Below are 17118 nucleotides of genomic sequence, written 5' to 3'. Positions count from 1 at the left end.
TTGTGAAGGGTGAAGTTGTGCAACGGAACTGTCATCCTGAGCTTGCGAAGGACCTGCCTCTTTTCGTCCTGAAAAATGCTTTTCAGTGCTCTACAGCGCTTTAGTGAAGGGCTTTGCTCATTTAAATGAACTTTGCACTGGCGAAGAGGAAGGTCCTTCGCAAGCTCAGGATGACAGACGACTTGTCACAACTCCACAAATCCACCTCATTCACACAAATGCAACGCGTATAGCTCGAAGTAGCGGTACTCGAATACCTCGTTCAGGCGGTAGCTGTAGGCCAGGTCGAAGGGACGGTTGCCGAAGCGGATGTGGCGGATGTACTTGCGCAGAATGGTGAACAACTCGGAGTCGTGGGTCAGGTCGCCCCACACGATAACCGGGTCCTGATCGGGGTTGAGCTGCAGCTCCTGCATTACCAGGATGGTGTAGTAAATCAGGTCTTCGGCCGAGGTGAAGGCGAAAACATTGCAGAACTCCACCCGCTTGTCGCGCACGGCCACGATGGTCAGATCCTGCTGGCTGATGCTGAGGTAAACGCGCCGGGCCGCGGCCTGCTCGCTTTGGTGCATCACGCCTTCGAGCAGAGCGCTGGTCTGGTGCACCAGCTTGCCGGCGGGGTAGAGGGCCAGAAACCAGTCAGTGAGGGCCTTTTCGGCCGCGAAAACGCTCACCGTTTCCAAAGTGGAGTGCCGGTAGTGCTGCACGGTTTCGTGGGCGCTGTCGAGGCGGTGGTGCAGGCGCAGGTAGGCGGCCTCATCGCCGGCACGGAACAGAGGGGCCGGCAGCAGCGTGAAAGCGCGGTTCTGCACGGCCAGCCGCACGCTGTTCCAGCCGGGCTGGCCCACCAGGTCGTGCTGGGCGGCCAGGGCCCGAAACTGCCCCGCCAACGACGTGGCGGGCGTGGCGGCGTAGTCTTCCAGCACCACGAATTTATTGCGGCGCACATCGGCTACGCCCACGCGCAGGCCGGCGGGGCCGGCCGTGAGGTAGAGGTTGTAGGCCGCCGGATTTTCGGGGGTCAGCGTTTCGTCGCGCAGGACTTGTTGGGCAAGGGGCGGCGCTACGGAAGAAACAACGGAGGCAGAAGCAGAGACGGACACGGCAGAAGGGGCAATAGGCACTGTTAGGGCCGCTAAAGGTACGAAAGGCAGCCCGCCGGCTCAGCGAAAGATGTTGTAGGGAATGTAGATATCGTCGGGACTGATGAGGTGGCGCAGCACCGGGTGCACCTGCGCGGGCGGCAGCAACGACAGCTCGCGGGGCGTGCGAAAGGCCATTTCGGTCAGCAGCGGGTTGGTGGGGTGCTCGGGGTCGGTGCCCAGGCGGGGCAGGGCCGCGGCATCCACGGCTTTCACCTCAAAAAACAGCTCCAGCGCCTGCAGGTCGTCGGTTTTGAACTCGTGCACGTGCAGGAAGCGGCCTACCGAAATGGCGAGGCCGGTTTCTTCGCGGTACTCGCGCATCAGGCACTCTTTCAGGGTTTCACCGAACTCCCAGCCCCCGCCCGGCGGCGACCAGAACGGCACATCGGCGGGCAGCAGGCCGCGGTGGGCCACCAGCAGCAGGCCTCCCTGCCGCACCAGCAGCCCGCACACGCGCACCCGAACCTGGCCCAGATAAGGAGCCAGCAGCTCAGCAGTAGACGAAGTAGCTTCGGACATAGAAAAAAATAATCAGGCAAAGAGAAACGACCTCACGCTTCGGGAGAGCTGGCTGGCGTGCGGGGTCGGCGCCGCGCCAGGGTCCGTACGCGGCGGCCAAGATACACCAGCAGCACCACTACCAGGCCGGCCATCACCAGCGGCAGCAGCAGGCCCAGCACCGAGCCCACGATGGCCAGCATGTTTTCCACGGTGGCCAGCACGGGATTAGCCAGACCGCCGGTGGTGGCCGTGGAGCCCGCCCGCAGCAACGCCGTGCCCGACTGCACCAGCCCCGCCGTGCCGCCGCCCACCAGAATGCCCAGCCCCCAGCGCACCATGGGGTCGAGGTTGGGCAGGGCCGAGGTCATCAGCAGCGTGCCGGCTATGAACGAAGCGGGCGTGGTGATGGTATCCAGCAGATTGTCGACCACCGGCACGTAGTAGGCCAGCATTTCGGCCACCGTGGCCGTGGCCAGCACCCCAAACGCGGCCCAGGTGCCCAGCCACGCAAAGCCCGGCGACGGGGCCATGAAGCCGGTGAGGTAAGCCAGGTTGGCGGCCAGCAGCGGCACAAACACCCGAAAGCCGCTGCACGCGGCCAGCGCCAGGCCCAGGCCGCCGGCCACCAGGTAGTTCATCGTCGTCAGGGTTGTCGTCATCGGAATCAGGGAAAAGAGGGCCGAAACACGTCCGGCGGGGAAGATACGCAATGCCGGGCAGTAGGGTAGGGGCCGGCCGCGTGCGTACCTTTGGGCCAATGACTACCGTGCCCAACCCCGCCGCCGCCCCCGAATCTTTGGAGGTCCGCATCCGCCGCAAGCTCACCCGCCAGCACTTCATGCACCTCATCGGGGCCGACCTGACCACCATCGAGCCCGGCCGCGTGGAAGCCGAGCTGACGCTGGAGCAGCGCCACCAGCAGCACCGTGGCTTTGCCCACGGCGGCCTGGTCGCCACCATGGCCGACCTGGTGGCCGGTTTTGCCGCCGTCACCCTCGTGCCCGACGGCGTGGGCGTGGTGACGGTGGAGCTGAAAACCTCCTACCTGCACCCCGGCGTGGGCGAAAAGCTGCGGGCCGTGGGCTGGGTATTGAAAGGCGGCAAGCGGCTGTTTTTCTGCGAGTCGGAGGTGTGGTGCGATGATAAGTTGATAGCCAAAGCCTCGGCCACGATGGCCGTGGTGGAGCCGCAGTAACTACAACTAGGAGTTAGGTCTAAGCTCCCCTCCTTTTTTCAAGGAGGGGTTGGGGGTGGTTCCGTCGTTGCAGTCGTTAGGATAACTAAGGCTAAAAGCGCCCTGTCGTTGCAGTCGTTGGTCTTGCGACGCAATAGTTTTACAGCTCCTGACGAAAATCACTTTCTTCGTTTGGTGCGCTTTGCGGACAAAATGGTGTTTGAATAGCCAGCATCCGGCGTTTCACTTCTGCTAGTTAGTTCTGCCGAATTGCGTCGGCCTGCTGGATATGGAATCGGATCATAGTTTCACTTCTGCTAGTTAGTTCTGCCAACTCCAACGATTGAACCACCCCCAACCCCTCCTTGAAAAAAGGAGGGGAGCTAGTTTGCTAGCTTTAGCCTTCTAAAATATCCCGCTGTGCTTTCTCTGAAAACCCCGTCCGTCCGCGACTATTTCCCTTTTGACCCCACCCAGGACCAGGCTACGCTGTTTCGTAAGCTGGATGAGTTTCTGGAAGATGACCTGCCGGGGCGCAAGGTGTTTGTGCTGCGCGGCTACGCGGGCACGGGCAAAACCACCGTGGTGAGTGCGCTGGTGCAGTGGCTGCACCGCATGCAGCGCAAATACACCCTGATGGCCCCCACCGGCCGCGCCGCCAAAGTAATGAGCGCCTACTCGGGCGTGGCGGCCAGTACCATTCACAAGAAAATCTACCGCCAGACTTCCGGCACGCCGGCCGCGGGCCTCTCGTTTCAGCGCCAGCCCAACCGCACCGCCGACATGCTCTACATCGTGGACGAGGCGTCCATGATTTCGGACGAGAAAGCCTTCGGCGAAAACGGCCTGCTTGATGACCTGATGGGCTACGTGTTCGAGAAGCCCACCAACCGCCTGCTGCTCATCGGCGACACAGCCCAGTTGCCGCCCGTGGGCCAGCTGCTCTCGCCGGCGCTTGATCCGGAGCTGCTCATGCACCGCTTCCGGGCCAAAGTGGGCGGCGTGGAGTTGCGCCAGGTGATGCGCCAGGCCGAAGAATCGGGCATTCTGATGAATGCCACGGCCCTGCGTGAGGAGCTGCGGCAGGAAGCGCCCCACATCCAGTTTTTTACCAAAGGCTACCCCGATATTTTCCGCGTGGGCGGCGATAAGCTCGAAGACGGCCTGCGCTGGGCCTACAAGAACTTCGGCCACGAAAACACGACCATCATCTGCCGCTCCAACAAAAACGCCAATCTCTACAACCAGATGATCCGGCGCACCCTGTTTGATGCCGAGGAGGAAATTGAGGCCGGCGACTACCTGATGGTGGTGCGCAACAACTATTTCTGGCTGCCCAAAGACTCGGAAATGGGCTTTCTGGCCAACGGCGACTTCGTGCAGGTAACCAAAATCGTGCGGCGGCAGGAAGAGTTTGGCTTCCGCTTCGCCGATGCCCGCGTGCGCTTCGTGGACTACCCCGACGAGGAGGAGCAGGAAGTAAAGCTGCTGCTCGACACGCTGCACACCGAAAGCCCCGCCCTGCCCGCCGACCGCAGCAACGAACTGTACCAGGCCGTAATGGCCGACTACGCCCACCTCACCACCAAGAAGGACAAAACGGCCGCCATGCGCAAAGACCCGTACCTCAATGCGTTGCAGGTGAAGTTTGCCTACGCCCTCACCTGCCACAAAGCCCAGGGCGGCCAGTGGCAGGCCGTGTTCGTGGACCACGGCTTTCTGAAGGACGAGATGGTGAACTCCGAGTTTGCGCGCTGGCTCTACACGGCCGTCACGCGGGCCTCGGAGCGGCTTTTCCTGCTCAACTTCAACCAGAAGCTGGTGGGCGATGCGCCGGTAGAGCGCGACTAGTGCGCCCCCAAACCGGCCTTTCCGCCGAAAACTGGCAGGATAGTTGGCTGCCAGCGCAAAAGCCTTAAATTTGTTTACCTCAACTTTTTTAACGAATCAGCATCATGAAAAAAGCACTCGTTCTGGCCTTGTCGCTCACGCTGGCCGGCTTTGCTGCGCAGGCGCAGTCAGCGGCCGTGAAGCCCGCCAACGCCCAGGAAAAAGTGGTTGGTCCCCAAATCCAGTTTGAGGAAATGAAGTACGACTTCGGCTCCATCAAGCAGGGCGACGTGGTAGACCATACCTTCAAATTCAAGAATGTAGGCACCCAGCCGCTCGTGATTTCCAACATTGGCGTGAGCTGCGGCTGCACCACCCCGGAGTGGACCAAAGACCCCGTGATGCCCGGCAAAACCGGCACCATCTCGGCCAAATTCAACAGCACCGGCAAAATGGGCATGCAGAACAAAGTGCTGACCGTAGAGTCGAATTCGGCCTCCGGCAACGCCATGGTATCGTTGGTAGGCGAGGTGAAAGACGCCACCGCCGCCAGCACCGCCACTCCGACCATGACGGTGGAATCGAAAACCGAAACCCCGATGGACGCCAACGGCAAGCAGAAAATGAAGCTCGGCGACAGCAAGATGAAAGCCAAGAAGAAGTCGTAATAAACGACGTTGCGGCCCTGTCATTGCGAGGAACGAAGCAATCCGTCCTCTGAAATGCAGAAAGCTCTGTTAACCTAAAAAGCCCTGACGTATCCATTACGTCAGGGCTTTCTGCTGAATCAAGGTTTAGCTCAATGTCCAGGACGGATTGCTTCGTCCTTCGTCCTCGCAATGACAGCCGGTGCCGTTACAGCTTGCGTACGGCCAGTAGCAGGCTGATCCAGCCGGCGATGAGCAGCAGGCCGCCGATAGGAGCCACGGCGCCCATTTTGGTGATGCCCGTGAAGCACAGCGTGTAGAGCGAGCCGCTGAACACGATAACGCCGCCCAACCACAGCCAGGCCGTGAGGTGCAGCGCCCGCAGCTCGGGCCGCACAGCCAGCAGCACCCCAATGCCCAGCAGCGCCAGCGTGTGATAGAACTGGTAGCGCACGGCGGTTTCAAACGTATCGAAGCGGCCGGATGCCTCCAGCATGGCCCGCAGCCCGTGCGCCCCAAAAGCGCCGATGGCCACGCCCAAACCGCCCAGCAGGGCCGCAATCTGAATAATTAAGCGCGCGTTCATTTTTGGAAATGGTGAGTTTTTAAGTGGTGAGAAGAACTGTCATGCTGAGCTTGCCGAAGCATCTCTCCCGCTTCGTTGTGATGCTACTCAGGCGAAGCGGGAGAGATGCTTCGGCAAGCTCAGCATGATAATACTGTGGCGGGAGAGGTCCTTGGCAAGCGTACGCCAGATGAAGGATGACGGCCAGTGGCTACTGGCGGGTCCCAAAAATAGCGCTGCCCACCCGAATCAGCGTGCTGCCTTCTTCGATGGCCAGCTTGTAGTCGGCGCTCATGCCCATTGAAATTTCGCGGAACTCGGGCTGGTCGGCGAAGTACTGGGCTTTGATCTGGTCGAAGTAGCCGCGCAGCTCGCGGAACTCCCGGCGCAGCTGCTCCTGGTCGGGGGTGTTGGTGGCCACGCCCATCACGCCGGTGAGCCGCACGTGGCGCAGCGCCCGGAAAGCCTCCGACTGCAGGATTTCGTGCGCCTCGGCCAGGCTCAGGCCCGATTTGGTTTCTTCATCGGCAATGTGAAACTGGAGCAGGCCGCGCACCACGCGGCCGTGCTTGGCGGCCTGCTTCTCAATTTCCAGCAGCAGCTTCAGGCTGTCGATGCTCTGAATGGTGTGCACGAACGGCGCAATGTACTTGACCTTGTTGGTCTGCAGCTGCCCGATGAGGTGCCACTCCACGTCGGGGGGCAGCAGGGGCTGCTTGGCGGTCATTTCCTGCACCCGGTTTTCGCCGAACAGCCGCGCCCCGGCATCGTAGGCTTCCCGCAGCTTTTCTACGGGGTGCGTTTTGGTCACCGTGACAAGGCGGCAGCCGGTGCCCGCCAGCTGCTGCTGGAAGAAGTGAAGGTTATCGGCAATAGCCATTTCTAATGTGAAAATGTGAGGTTAATGTGCTAATGTGGAAATGTGCTGATGTGGAAAATTTAATTGATGCATCAGCACATTTCCACATTAGCACATCAGCACATTAAGAAATCAGTCTTCCAGCGCGTTGGTCAGAAACGTATTTTTCAGCGCCAGCCACAGCAGCCACAACCCCACGGACCACAGCAGGTAGATGCGGTAGTAGTCTTTGGTGTTGCGGTAGCGCGTCTGCTTGATTTCGGACTTCTCGTACTGGTCGATGCGCTGAAACACGCGGCGCAGGCTTTCGTTGTCGGTGGCGCGGAAAAACTGGCCGTCGCCGGCCTGGGCCAGCTCGCGCATGGTGGTTTCGTCGAGGCGGGTTTCTACGTAATGGATCTGGCCGGCCGCGTCGGTGAAATGGGGCACGTAGCCATCCTGCCCCAGCCCGATGGTGTAGATTTTCAGGCCGTAGGCGTGGGCCAAGCGGGCGGCCGTCACCGGGTCGAGGCTGCCAGCTGTGTTTTCGCCGTCCGAAATCAGAATGCAGACTTTGGTGCGGCTGCGCGACTCGCGCAGGCGGTTGGTGGCCACGCCTAAGGCCGTGCCAATGGCCGTGCCGTCGTTGGCAATCATGCCCAGCTTCAGGCTTTCGATGTTTTCGCGCAGCAAATCGTAGTCCGTGGTGAGCGGGGCCAGCGAATACGCGTCGCCGGCAAATACCACCAGCCCGATCCGGTCGCCGGCACGGCCGTCGATGAAGCCGCGGGCCACGCGCTTGGCCGCTTCAAGGCGGTTGGGGCGCAGATCCTGCAGCTCCATCGAGCCCGATACATCCAGCAGCAGCAGAATATCAATGCCCTCACCCGACTGCACTACCCGCTCGTCGGTGCGCTGCGGCCGGGCCAGGGCTACCACGCCAAAGGCCAGGCTCAGAGCCAGCACCACATCGGGCACGAAGCGCAGCAGGGCCGTCCAGTCGCGGCGCACCTGCCCGGCCACGAACGCCACGCCCAGCCGCGCCCGCCGCCGCTGCGCCAGCGCCCAGCGCAGCCCAAACAGCAGCGGAATCAGCGGAATCAGCAGCAGCAGGCGCGGCTGCTCCCAGGTGTAGCTGGCCAGCGTAGCATAGCGCAAACTTTCCGCAATCGGGGCCAGCATTGGTGAAATGGTGAGATGGTGAAATGGTGAGTTTTTCGTTCTGTCATCCTTCATCTGGGGTACGCTTGCGAAGGACCTCTACTGCAACAGTATTGTCATGCTGAGCTTGTCGAAGCATCTCTACCGCTTTGATTGGCTCACTATTGCAACGAAGCGGTAGAGATGCTTCGACTTCGCTCAGCAGGACAGCACCGATTCACAGTCTACTCCACAGGCTGCTCGGCTACCAGCGCGTAGCGGCGTTCGGCAAAGTTACGCAGCAGCACGAAGGCCAGATCGGTTTCGGCTTCTTCCTCGCTGAGCTGGTTGCCATAAATCACCTTGTCGGCAATCTGCAGGGCCATACTCACGTCGGCATCGTTCTGAAAGTGGGCCACTACCTCTTTGGTAGTCAGGCTGTTGATAATGTTGTTTTCCAGCACGGAGAGGTAGTTTTTCCAGAGCGTAATGGCCCGCTCCATGTTGGCCAGCGAGCGGGAAAGCGTGAAGCGCTCCACGTGGCGGGCGTACTGGGCCAGGAAATACGCGTGGTTTTTACGCAGCTTGTAGCGCTGGTAGCGGCGGCGCAGCCGGCTGCCGAAACCCACCACCAGGGCCAGCCCCAGCAACCCCAGCAGCCCCGCGCCGGCCACCCAATACGGCCAGTTAAATTCGGGTTGCACGGGAACCAGAGCCGTATTCTGGCGCAGCGCGGGCGGCTCCGGGCCTTCCGGCGTCGGGGCCGTGCGGAGCAGGCGCACCGTGGCTTCCGGAGCGGGCAGCAGCAGCGTGTCGCGGCCCTGCAACACCGTAATGGAGAGGCGCAGCCGCTGCACCGAATCCAGCGCGAAAGTGCGCAAGTGGTACACCGTGCGGTCGAGGCTGCGGCCGTGGCGGGTGCGGGTAGGGACGTAGGTTTTGCCCACGAACTCGAAGGGCGCGAAGTCGGCCGTGGAGTCGGGGAAGATGACTTCCTGGGCCGGCGCGTGGCGGTAGCTCAGCTCGTAGTCGATGGGCTGGCCGACGCGCGTAGTGGAGCGACGGAAGCGGCTGGTCAGCTCCGTGGCCGGCACCTGGGCCTGCGCAACGCCGGTCAGCAGCAGCACGGCCAGCAGCAGCCCCCGCTTACGCACGGCCGCCCCGCTGATTACGCTGGCGGAACAGCTTCACCAGCTGAGGCACATAGTCGGCATCGGTGGCAATGGAAAGATATTCGGTGCGGTGGCGGCGGCAAATCCGGCCGATCTGCTCGCGATTCTGCTCGTAGGTGGCGCGGTAGCGCGCCCGAAACGCCTCGGCCGAAGTATTGACCCACACCGTGCGCCCCGACTCCTGATCGAGCAGCGGAATGATGCCCAGCGGCGGAAATTCCCGCTCGCGCTGGTCCAGCAGCTGAATCACGACCAGGTCGTGCTTGCGGGCCAGCATCGTCAATTCGCGCTCGTAGTTCTGGTCGATAAAGTCAGAAATCAGCAGGATAATGCTGCGCCGCTTCAGCACGCCCAGCGCCTGCTTGATGCCCGCCCCCACGGCCGTCTGCCTCGATTTGGGCTCCAATTCAAACAGCCGCTTGATGAGCGTGTAGGCGTGGCGGATGCCTTTGCCAGGGGCCAGATACAGCTCCTTCTGGTCCGAAAAGGCCATAATGCCGAGCTGCGCGTCCTGGCGGGCGGCGGCCAGGGCCAGAATACCGCAGATTTCGCGGCCCACGTCGAGCTTGCGGCGGCCGGCGGCCCCTACCTGCTGCGAGGCGCTCACATCGAGCAGCAGCAGCACCGACTGCTCACGCTCTTCCTTGTAGGTTTTTACGAAGGTGCCGTGGCCTTTGCTCGATACGGCCCAGTCGATGGCCCGCACCTCGTCGCCGTACTGATACAGGCGCACATCGTCGAATTCGAGGCCCGTACCCTTGAAAACGGAGTGAAAATCGCCCTGCAGCTGCGCATCCGCCGCCTTCAGAATGCGTATCTCCAGCTGCCGCAGCTTGCGCACGATTTGTTGGAACGGGGTAGCGGTGGGCGAATTCATTTCAGCTAAACTACGGCTTCCTCCTAACTTTGCGGCGTGAAAAAGCTCCCTGCCTTCCTGCGTGTGCCTTTGCTGCTGTTGCTGACCGGGTTGCTGACCCAGTGTCAGCGGCCGGAAGAAGCGCAGCCGCCCCAGCCGCTGCTGCCCAAAGAGAAAATGGTGCGCCTGCTGGTGGAGCTGCACCTGACCGAGTCGCGGGTGGAAGGCGCGGCCCTGCCCCCGGACTCGGCCCGTGCGCTGTATCTGCGCCTGCACAACGATATTTTGTGGCGCCACGATGTATCGGACTCGCTTTTCGTGCACAGCTACCGCTACTACGCCGCCCACGAAAAAGACCTGGACGAAATCTACGGCACCGTGATTGACAGCCTGGCCTTCCGGCAGCTGCGCCTCACCAACCCGGCAGCCGCGGCGGCCGAAAAGGAGATTCCCAAGTGGTAGGAAGCACCCCGGAGTAGTTGCCCGAAAACCGGCTACGCCAGCCGGCTGCCGTTGGGCACTGGCGCGGCCAGCGCAGCCAGCACAATGTGGCCCGCGGCATCCGGAGTGCCCGTCACCAGCACTTCCGACCGGAAAGGCCCAATCTGCTTGGGCGGAAAGTTGACCACGGCCAGCACCTGCCGGCCTACCAGGCTGGCGGGCGTGTAGTGATGCGTAATCTGGGCGCTGGAGCGCTTAGTCCCGATTTCGGGGCCGAAGTCAATCAGCAGCTGGTAGGCGGGCTTGCGGGCCTGCGGAAAGTCGCGGGCTTCCAGAATGGTGCCCACGCGCAGGTCGATGCGCTCAAAATCGGCCCAGGTAATGGGGGAAGAGGGGGGCATTTGAGGTGGTTGAAGTTGTGAAATGGGACTGTCATCCTGAGCTTGCGAAGGACCTTATGGGATGAGAATGATATTCGTACCAACGACTCATTCTCATCCCATAAGGTCCTTCGCAAGCTCAGGATGACAGGTAAACACCAGCTCCCCAACCCTACGGCACCGCGGCAAATTTATCGAGCAATGCCAGACGCTGCTGCACCTGAGTTTCCCAGAATTTCTGCTTCGCTTCGTTCAGGCCGTTATTGGTTTCGCTGTCGTAGCGTGCTTCTTCGCGCTTCCAGGCCGAAAAGGCTGCGTTCGAGAGATTTTTGAAGGCCGGCTGCAGATGCTCACAGTCCAGCTTTACGATGGTGAGCTTCTGGCGCAACATGCGGGCGTGCAGCTCCGTGATGTCGAAGTGTAGCTGCTCGTGGCGCAGCAGGCCGGGCGACGCCTTTTTGGCATCGCGCACCCACGACTCGGACGGAATGAACACGGCTTTCACCTGCGACGAAAACACGTAGTCCTGGCAGCCCACCTGCACATCGATGGTGGCGGAAGTGAGGGCGGCGAGCTGATCGGCGGGCAGGGGGCGGCCCTTGAAATCGGCCCAGGCCAGCGGCCGGTTGGCCGTCCAGGCTATTTTGTCGGCGGGAGCGGCGGCGGCGGGAGCCGTCTGGCCGGCCGGACCCTGGGCCGGCAGCCAGGCCAGCAGCGGAAGCAGAAAGGAGAAAAAGTGCATGAAGGCTACAGCGGAAACGATACGAATGGACGGTTCTGCCTCAGCAAAGGCCGCAACGCCCGGCTTGGTTCCCCAAACCGCGGGGCGCTACGCAAATGGCCCCGCTTAGCGACTAACGGCGGCTTCCGGCACCACGGTCGGCACGGCGCTATGCTGGCGAAAGCGCCACAGCAGCACGCCCGCCACCAGCGTGAGGCCCGTGAGCAGCCCCACCCACACCCCGATAGCGCCCAGATCCAGCTTGAACCCCAGCCAGTAGCCGAAAGGCAAGGCCACGGCCCAATACGCCAGCAGCGCCACCACCGAGGGTACTTTCACATCTTCCAGCCCCCGTAGCGCCCCCAGCCCCACCACCTGCAGGCCATCGGACACCTGAAACAGGGCCGCGATGAGCAGCAGCGTGGCCGCCTGCGCCACCACTTCCGGGTCGTGGTTGTAGAAGTGCGGCACCGCGTGCCGGGCCATAATCAGGATAAGGGCCATAGTGCCCATAAACACGAACGTGAGGCCATAGGCCGTGAAACCGGCCTGCCGGGCGCCCTGCGCATCGCCGGTGCCGCGGAAGTAGCCCACCCGGATGGTAGCCGCCGCCGCAATGCCGCTGGCCGCCATGTAGGTGACGGAAGCCACGTTGATGGCAATCTGGTGGGCGGCCAGCGAAGTGGCCCCGAGCCAGCCAATCATGATGGCCGAGAAGCTGAACGCGCCCATTTCAAACATCATCTGCACCCCGATGGGCGCGCCGAGGTCGAAAATGCGGCCCAGCGTGGCGCGGGCGGGCTGCAGCCACGAGCCGGCCGCCGCGCGGTAGGGCTGCAGCCGCCGGGCCCGCAGCACGTAGGCCGCCATCAGGGCGGCCATCAGCACGCGGGCGATGAGCGTGGCCCAGGCCGAGCCCATCAGCCCCAGCGCCGGCAGCCCGAAGCGCCCGAAAATGAGCACGTAGCACAGCAGCGCGTTGATGACGTTGGCCAGAATGGACAGCACCATGGCTTGCCGGGTGAGGCCCAGCCCTTCGGCAAACTGCTTGAAGCCCTGAAACACCATCAGCGGCAGCAAGGACAAAAACAGCACCCGCACCCACGGCGCGGCCAGCGCCACTACTTCGGCGGGCTGGTTGAGGTAGCCCAGCAGCGGGGCAATGAGCAGGCCGCCCGCCGCCAGCACCACGCCCGCCAGCACGCTCAACCACACGCCGTTCACCAGCAGGCTGCCCAGCGCCGGCACGTCGCGCTTGCCGTTAGCGGCGGCCACCAGCGGCGTGATGCCCATCGACATCCCCAGGCCCAGCACCAGCACCACCGTATTCACGCTCACCCCCAACGACACGGCCGCCAGCGGCACTTTGCCCAGCTGGCCCACCATCACACTGTCGCACACGTTTACCAATACGTGGCCTAACTGGCTCAGCACTACCGGATAGGCCAGCAGCAGCATGGGCTTGATATGGGGGCGAATGGCATTGAGCGGCATGACGGAAAAGCAAAATGAAGCCGCAAAGGTACGATGCTCCGGCGCGGGGCGGGGGTAAAAGTTAGCCGCCAAACGTCCTACCCGCTACTTGGGCAAATAGCAGCCATTGCAAGTGACAAACAAGCCGCAACGCGGCGGCAGGTTTGTAGCGTCCAATTGCAGAAAGAATTAAAGCCGCGTAGCGGTGACAGAGCCGTTCGGGCTATTCTGTCACCGCTACGCGCCTTTGTTCGTCATTCTTGCCAATTACTACAAACCTGTCGCCGCGTTGCGGTTAGTTAACTAACTATTTGACTTGCAGTGTCTCAATAGGCCCCAGCGCCGCCAGTCCCGCCGCTAGCCGCCGCAGGGCCTCGCGCAGCAGTGGTTCCGGCACGGCGCACGAGATGCGGGCAAAGCCCGCCGCTCCACATGTAGCGCCATCCACCAGCTCAACGCCCGCAGCCCGCAGCTGGTAGAAAAGGCGGGCGGAAGCCTGAACGGGAGGTAAAGTGGGGTCGAGGTAGGCGGTGAAGTCAGGGAAGGCGTAGTAGGTGCCTTCTGGCACGGAGCAGCGCACTTGGAGCAGGTCCGCTAGCGCCTGCAGCAGCAGGGCCCTGGCCGGGGCCAGGCGCGTGCGCAGCTCCGCCGTGATGCCGGCAGTAGCTTCGGTAGCGGCTAGCGCGGCCAGCTGGTTGGGCACGGGCACGGCCGCACTGGTCGCAAACTGCCACGCGGCGCTGGCTTCAGCCACTGCTGCCGGGGCCACTAAGTAGCCCACGCCCCAGCCAATAAGCGCCAGCGACTTGGAAAAGCCATTTACCACAATGTGCTGCCCCAACGGATCAGGCCATTCCAACAGTGAGGGCACCGGCACCGGCCCAAAGTTGATGTGGTCGTAAATCTCATCCGAAAGTACTTTCAGGCGCGGAAACTCGCCCGTCACGGCCAGCAGCTGGGCCAGCTCGGCCCGGTGGTAAACGCGGCCGGTGGGGTTGTTGGGGTTGCTGAGCAGCAGCACGCGGGTGGCGGGCGTGAGGGCGGCGCGCAGCGTTTCCGGCGTCAGGGCGTAGTTATCGGCGGGGTCGAGAGGCAAAGGGCGAAGCGTGCCGCCGGCCTTTTCTACCAAAGCCGCGAAGCCGAACCAGTTGGGCATGGGCATCAACACCTCGTCGCCGGACTCTAGCAGTGTTTTCAGCACCGCGAATAAGGCAGCTTTGGCCCCCGGCGTTACCACGATTTGCTCGGCGGCCACCGTGGCACCCTGGGCGCGGAAGCGGTGGGCCAGCGCCTCCCGCAGTTCCGGCAGGCCCTGAATCGGGCTGATGGGCAGCTGCCCCGACAGCGCCTGCGCCGCCCGCACCGAGGCTACGGCCGGCGTTGGAAAGTCGCCATAGCCCGAGGCTAGGCTGATGAGAGCGGGAAAAGCGGTGCTCATGCGGAAAAGCGAAGGTGGGCTGGCCGAATGGTGTAGAGAAGCATACTTGCGTCTCGTCGTTGAACGAACCCGTTGAATGGCGCGGACGACGAGACGCAGGTATGCGTCTCTACACCGTTCAACGAGCAGCACGGCAGTGCTTAACCTTGCGGGCTCAAAATCACGTCGGCGAAATACTGCTGCTCATCCGTGAAAAACCGCTGCGCTTCCAACCCCGCTTCCGCCGCAATACTGGTGATAAGCGACGGCGTGAATTTGTAGGAGTTTTCGGTATGAATCGCTTCCCAGGCCGCGAAATCGAAGGTTTGGCCCAAGGCTGCCACCGTCACGCTTTGCGGTTGGGTGCTCACCAGAAAAGAGCGCACGGCCCCGCTAAGCGGGTCGTAGTCGGTGTAGTGCTGCCAGCGGGCGAGGTCGAAATCGGTGCCCAGCTCCCGGTTCAGGCGGCGCAGCAGGTTCAGGTTGAAGGCGGCCGTCACGCCCTGGCTGTCGTCATAGGCGGCCCGGATCAGGCGCGGGTCCTTCTGCAGGTCGAAGCCGATGAGCAGCCGGTCGTGGGGGGTGAGGGGGCGCACCAGGGCCCGCAAAAACTCCAGACGGTCGGTGGGCAGGAAGTTGCCGATGGTAGAGCCCAAAAACAGCACCGCCTTGCGGCCGGGCCGGGCGGCCATCAGGGCCAGCGCCTGCGCGTATTCGGCCACCAGGCCCTCCACACGCAGCGCCGGCAGCTCCTGGCGCAGGCTGGCCGCCAGCCCTTCTACCGCTGCCGCCGAAATATCGACCGGTACGTAGGTGAAATTGGCCCCGCCGGCCAGCAGCTCGCGCAGCAGAATCTTGGTTTTCAGGCCGTCGCCGGCTCCCAGCTCCAGCAGGAAAAACTCTTCATCGGCTCTCTCCGGGCACAGCGCCGCGGCAATGGCCGCGCGGTGCGTGGTGAGCAGGCCAAACTCGGTGCGGGTAGGATAATACTCCGGCAGCGCCATAATCTGCTGAAAAAGCCGGCTGCCCTCGTCGTCATAAAAATACATCGACGACAAGGTTTTCTGGGGTCGGCTCAGGCCCTGGGCCACATGGCGGGCCAGGGCATCGGTAGCGTCGGCCGCCGGGGCAGCGGGCTTCGGAGGCAAAACGGAGGTATCAGCGGCAGAAGGCGAAAGAGCAGCCATAGAGCAAATGAGGGAGAGAAAAAGGGCCCGCCGAAGCAGCCCGACAGAACAACGCGGCTCCGCAGCCGCTAGCGGGCCAGCCGGATGCCGGTGAACTGCCAGCGCTTATCGGGGTGGAAGAAATTGCGGTAGGTGAGGCGGATGTGGCTGGCCGGCGTGGCGCAGGAGCCGCCGCGCAGCACCAGCTGGTTCAGCATGAACTTGCCGTTGTATTCGCCCAGCGCCCCGGCGGCCCGCTGGTAGCCGGGGTAGGGGTGGTAGGCCGAATACGTCCATTCCCAGGCTTCGCCGAGCAGCTGATGGCACTGGTCGGGAGCAGCATCCGGGGCCAAAGGCTGCGGGTCGAAGCGCTGGCTTTCCAGGAAAGTGCCAGTGGCCTCGGCTTCGAAGTGGCGGGCCGCAATTTCCCATTCCTGTTCGGTGGGCAGCCGCGCCCCGGCCCAATGGGCGTAGGCATCGGCCTCGTAAAAGCTGACGTGCGTGACGGGTGCGGCCATATTCAGCGGCTGCAGCCCGTGGTGGGTGAAGCGAAACCATGCTTCGCCCCGACGCACCCAATACAGCGGCGCTTCCCACCCGGCCTGCTGCGCCAGGTCCCAGCCCTCGCCCAGCCAGTAGCGGAAATCCTGGTAGCCGCCCGCCGCCATAAACTGCAGGTAGTCGGCATTGGTCACGAGGCGGTTTTGTAGGCTGAAATCGGCCACGTAGGTATCGTGCGGGGACTGTTCGTTGTCGAAGCAGAAGCCTTCTTCCTGGTGACCAATGCGGTGAATGCCGCCGGGCACGGGCAGCCAGGTGGCTGGGGGCAATGAGCTACGAAACTCCTGCTCCTTGCTCACTGCTGATTGCTCATTTATATAAGCCGGCGCCAGCGGGCTGGTACTCAGAATGTACTTTATATCTGTTACTAACAATTCCTGGTGCTGCTGCTCATGCTGCAGGCCCAGCTCAAACACCCCGGCAAAGGCGGCTGGCAGCTCCGTTTCGGCCTCGTGCAGCGTGTGCAGCAGCGCGGCCATGTGCTCGTCTACGTGGGCGCGGTAGGCATACACGTCGGCCAGCGGCGGGCGCGAAAGGGTGCCTCGGTCGGCGCGGTTCACGCGGCTGCCCAGCGAGTTGTAGTACGAGTTGAACAGAAAGGCGTAGTCGGGGTGAAAAACCTGGTAGCCAGGTTGGTATTCCTTCAGGATAAACGTCTCGAAAAACCAGGTGGTGTGCGCCAGATGCCACTTGGGCGGGCTCACATCAATGATGGGCTGCACCACGGTGTCTTCGGGCAGCAGCGGGCGGCACAGATCGGCGGTTTGGCGACGCACGGCCTGGTAGCGCTGCTGCAGACCGGGCAGCACAGCATTCAGCGGATAGGGTTGTGGAGCGAGCATGGGCGGAAAAGCAAGGGGCACCAAGGTAACTGGAAAAGCACTGAGCGGGTTTTCAGGTTCCGCGGATCCCAGGTAACGGGCCCGCCCGGCGGGCGGCCGCTTAAGCAAGTGCAGTGGCTGACAAAGCTCATCCGTATTTGTCGCGCAGTCTGCGTTTAACTACGTAGACTACCTCCGTAAAAGTTGGTATTTTGGCCTTTTTGGCCTGTTTTTCAGTCGATTATGCCTATCATTACTTAGCAGCGGGCT

18 protein-coding genes are annotated in these 17118 nt (G+C 62.5%); 4 read left to right on the top strand and 14 right to left on the bottom strand.

Going from position 1 to position 17118, the window contains the following annotated elements:
• Positions 1–206 precede the first annotated feature (206 nt).
• From BUB62_RS07775 to BUB62_RS07765, 3 genes are read right to left on the bottom strand one after another with little or no spacing between them, the layout of a single operon-like run.
• Positions 207–1103 carry a DUF3822 family protein gene (locus BUB62_RS07775; RefSeq protein WP_073108292.1) on the bottom strand — a complete coding sequence of 299 codons (897 nt, stop codon included), beginning with the start codon at positions 1101–1103 and terminating at the stop codon, positions 207–209.
• 60 nt (positions 1104–1163) lie between these two features.
• Positions 1164–1664 (bottom strand): NUDIX domain-containing protein, encoded by a 501-nt coding sequence (locus tag BUB62_RS07770; RefSeq protein WP_073108289.1) that lies wholly within the window; start codon positions 1662–1664, stop codon positions 1164–1166.
• 32 nt (positions 1665–1696) lie between these two features.
• Positions 1697–2305 carry a DUF4126 domain-containing protein gene (locus BUB62_RS07765; RefSeq protein ID WP_234988649.1) on the bottom strand — a complete coding sequence of 203 codons (609 nt, stop codon included), beginning with the start codon at positions 2303–2305 and terminating at the stop codon, positions 1697–1699.
• Between the two features lie 98 nt (positions 2306–2403).
• Between BUB62_RS07765 and BUB62_RS07760 the strand changes: the two genes are divergently transcribed.
• From BUB62_RS07760 to BUB62_RS07750, 3 genes are all read left to right on the top strand, one after another.
• Entirely contained in the window at positions 2404–2841 is a 438-nt protein-coding gene (locus tag BUB62_RS07760) for a PaaI family thioesterase (RefSeq protein WP_084538910.1), read from the top strand.
• 399 nt (positions 2842–3240) lie between these two features.
• A complete protein-coding gene (locus BUB62_RS07755) occupies positions 3241–4671 on the top strand; it encodes an ATP-dependent DNA helicase (RefSeq protein ID WP_073108283.1) in 1431 nt (476 codons plus the stop codon).
• Between the two features lie 104 nt (positions 4672–4775).
• Positions 4776–5318 carry a DUF1573 domain-containing protein gene (locus tag BUB62_RS07750; protein WP_073108280.1) on the top strand — a complete coding sequence of 181 codons (543 nt, stop codon included), beginning with the start codon at positions 4776–4778 and terminating at the stop codon, positions 5316–5318.
• Positions 5319–5505: 187 nt separating this feature from the next.
• On the opposite strand, the gene BUB62_RS07745 is transcribed toward BUB62_RS07750, so the two are convergent.
• From BUB62_RS07745 to BUB62_RS07725, 5 genes are all read right to left on the bottom strand, one after another.
• Positions 5506–5883, bottom strand: a complete 378-nt coding sequence (locus BUB62_RS07745; RefSeq protein ID WP_073108277.1) for a DUF423 domain-containing protein — start codon at positions 5881–5883, stop codon at positions 5506–5508.
• A 190-nt stretch (positions 5884–6073) separates the two neighbouring features.
• Positions 6074–6742 (bottom strand): YggS family pyridoxal phosphate-dependent enzyme, encoded by a 669-nt coding sequence (locus BUB62_RS07740; protein WP_073108274.1) that lies wholly within the window; start codon positions 6740–6742, stop codon positions 6074–6076.
• 111 nt (positions 6743–6853) lie between these two features.
• The gene (locus BUB62_RS07735) at positions 6854–7882 is read right to left on the bottom strand and encodes a vWA domain-containing protein (RefSeq protein WP_073108272.1); all 1029 of its coding nucleotides are present in this window, start codon (positions 7880–7882) and stop codon (positions 6854–6856) included.
• 203 nt (positions 7883–8085) lie between these two features.
• Entirely contained in the window at positions 8086–8994 is a 909-nt protein-coding gene (locus BUB62_RS07730) for a hypothetical protein (RefSeq protein ID WP_073108269.1), read from the bottom strand.
• On the bottom strand, positions 8987–9889 hold the full coding sequence (locus tag BUB62_RS07725) for a DUF58 domain-containing protein (RefSeq protein WP_073108267.1): 903 nt from the start codon (positions 9887–9889) through the stop codon (positions 8987–8989). The genes BUB62_RS07730 and BUB62_RS07725 overlap by 8 nt, the downstream gene beginning before the upstream one ends.
• Before the next feature lie 36 nt (positions 9890–9925).
• Between BUB62_RS07725 and BUB62_RS07720 the strand changes: the two genes are divergently transcribed.
• Positions 9926–10330, top strand: a complete 405-nt coding sequence (locus BUB62_RS07720; RefSeq protein WP_073108265.1) for a DUF4296 domain-containing protein — start codon at positions 9926–9928, stop codon at positions 10328–10330.
• 32 nt (positions 10331–10362) lie between these two features.
• On the opposite strand, the gene BUB62_RS07715 is transcribed toward BUB62_RS07720, so the two are convergent.
• From BUB62_RS07715 to egtB, 6 genes are all read right to left on the bottom strand, one after another.
• Positions 10363–10710 (bottom strand): tRNA-binding protein, encoded by a 348-nt coding sequence (locus BUB62_RS07715; RefSeq protein WP_073108261.1) that lies wholly within the window; start codon positions 10708–10710, stop codon positions 10363–10365.
• Positions 10711–10861: 151 nt separating this feature from the next.
• Positions 10862–11431 (bottom strand): DUF922 domain-containing protein, encoded by a 570-nt coding sequence (locus BUB62_RS07710; protein ID WP_073108258.1) that lies wholly within the window; start codon positions 11429–11431, stop codon positions 10862–10864.
• Positions 11432–11536: 105 nt separating this feature from the next.
• Positions 11537–12904, bottom strand: a complete 1368-nt coding sequence (locus tag BUB62_RS07705) for an MATE family efflux transporter (protein WP_073108255.1) — start codon at positions 12902–12904, stop codon at positions 11537–11539.
• Positions 12905–13190: 286 nt separating this feature from the next.
• Positions 13191–14321: a pyridoxal phosphate-dependent aminotransferase gene (locus BUB62_RS07700; RefSeq protein WP_073108252.1), complete on the bottom strand. Its 1131-nt coding sequence runs from the start codon at positions 14319–14321 to the stop codon at positions 13191–13193.
• A gap of 140 nt (positions 14322–14461) precedes the next feature.
• A complete protein-coding gene (egtD, locus tag BUB62_RS07695) occupies positions 14462–15487 on the bottom strand; it encodes an L-histidine N(alpha)-methyltransferase (protein ID WP_084538909.1) in 1026 nt (341 codons plus the stop codon).
• A 68-nt stretch (positions 15488–15555) separates the two neighbouring features.
• Positions 15556–16869, bottom strand: coding sequence for an ergothioneine biosynthesis protein EgtB (egtB, locus tag BUB62_RS07690; RefSeq protein ID WP_073108246.1), 1314 nt, complete (start codon positions 16867–16869; stop codon positions 15556–15558).
• Between the last annotated feature and the right edge of the window lie 249 nt (positions 16870–17118).

The sequence above is a fragment of the Hymenobacter daecheongensis DSM 21074 genome, from assembly GCF_900141805.1.
Lineage (GTDB): Bacteria > Bacteroidota > Bacteroidia > Cytophagales > Hymenobacteraceae > Hymenobacter > Hymenobacter daecheongensis.
The sequence above is the reverse complement of the archived record's forward strand: the minus strand, read 5'-3'. Positions and strand labels throughout refer to the sequence as shown.

What these genes read in the sequence shown, in the direction of transcription:
- BUB62_RS07735 (WP_073108272.1), bottom strand. Translation starts at nt 7,882, where the DNA reads ATGCTGGCCCCGATTGCGGAAAGTTTGCGCTATGCTACGCTGGCCAGC.
- BUB62_RS07750 (WP_073108280.1), top strand. Translation starts at nt 4,776, where the DNA reads ATGAAAAAAGCACTCGTTCTGGCCTTGTCGCTCACGCTGGCCGGCTTT.
- BUB62_RS07770 (WP_073108289.1), bottom strand. Translation starts at nt 1,664, where the DNA reads ATGTCCGAAGCTACTTCGTCTACTGCTGAGCTGCTGGCTCCTTATCTG.
- BUB62_RS07725 (WP_073108267.1), bottom strand. Translation starts at nt 9,889, where the DNA reads ATGAATTCGCCCACCGCTACCCCGTTCCAACAAATCGTGCGCAAGCTG.
- BUB62_RS07765 (WP_234988649.1), bottom strand. Translation starts at nt 2,305, where the DNA reads ATGACGACAACCCTGACGACGATGAACTACCTGGTGGCCGGCGGCCTG.
- egtB (WP_073108246.1), bottom strand. Translation starts at nt 16,869, where the DNA reads ATGCTCGCTCCACAACCCTATCCGCTGAATGCTGTGCTGCCCGGTCTG.
- BUB62_RS07700 (WP_073108252.1), bottom strand. Translation starts at nt 14,321, where the DNA reads ATGAGCACCGCTTTTCCCGCTCTCATCAGCCTAGCCTCGGGCTATGGC.
- BUB62_RS07710 (WP_073108258.1), bottom strand. Translation starts at nt 11,431, where the DNA reads ATGCACTTTTTCTCCTTTCTGCTTCCGCTGCTGGCCTGGCTGCCGGCC.
- egtD (WP_084538909.1), bottom strand. Translation starts at nt 15,487, where the DNA reads ATGGCTGCTCTTTCGCCTTCTGCCGCTGATACCTCCGTTTTGCCTCCG.
- BUB62_RS07715 (WP_073108261.1), bottom strand. Translation starts at nt 10,710, where the DNA reads ATGCCCCCCTCTTCCCCCATTACCTGGGCCGATTTTGAGCGCATCGAC.
- BUB62_RS07745 (WP_073108277.1), bottom strand. Translation starts at nt 5,883, where the DNA reads ATGAACGCGCGCTTAATTATTCAGATTGCGGCCCTGCTGGGCGGTTTG.
- BUB62_RS07705 (WP_073108255.1), bottom strand. Translation starts at nt 12,904, where the DNA reads ATGCCGCTCAATGCCATTCGCCCCCATATCAAGCCCATGCTGCTGCTG.
- BUB62_RS07760 (WP_084538910.1), top strand. Translation starts at nt 2,404, where the DNA reads ATGACTACCGTGCCCAACCCCGCCGCCGCCCCCGAATCTTTGGAGGTC.
- BUB62_RS07740 (WP_073108274.1), bottom strand. Translation starts at nt 6,742, where the DNA reads ATGGCTATTGCCGATAACCTTCACTTCTTCCAGCAGCAGCTGGCGGGC.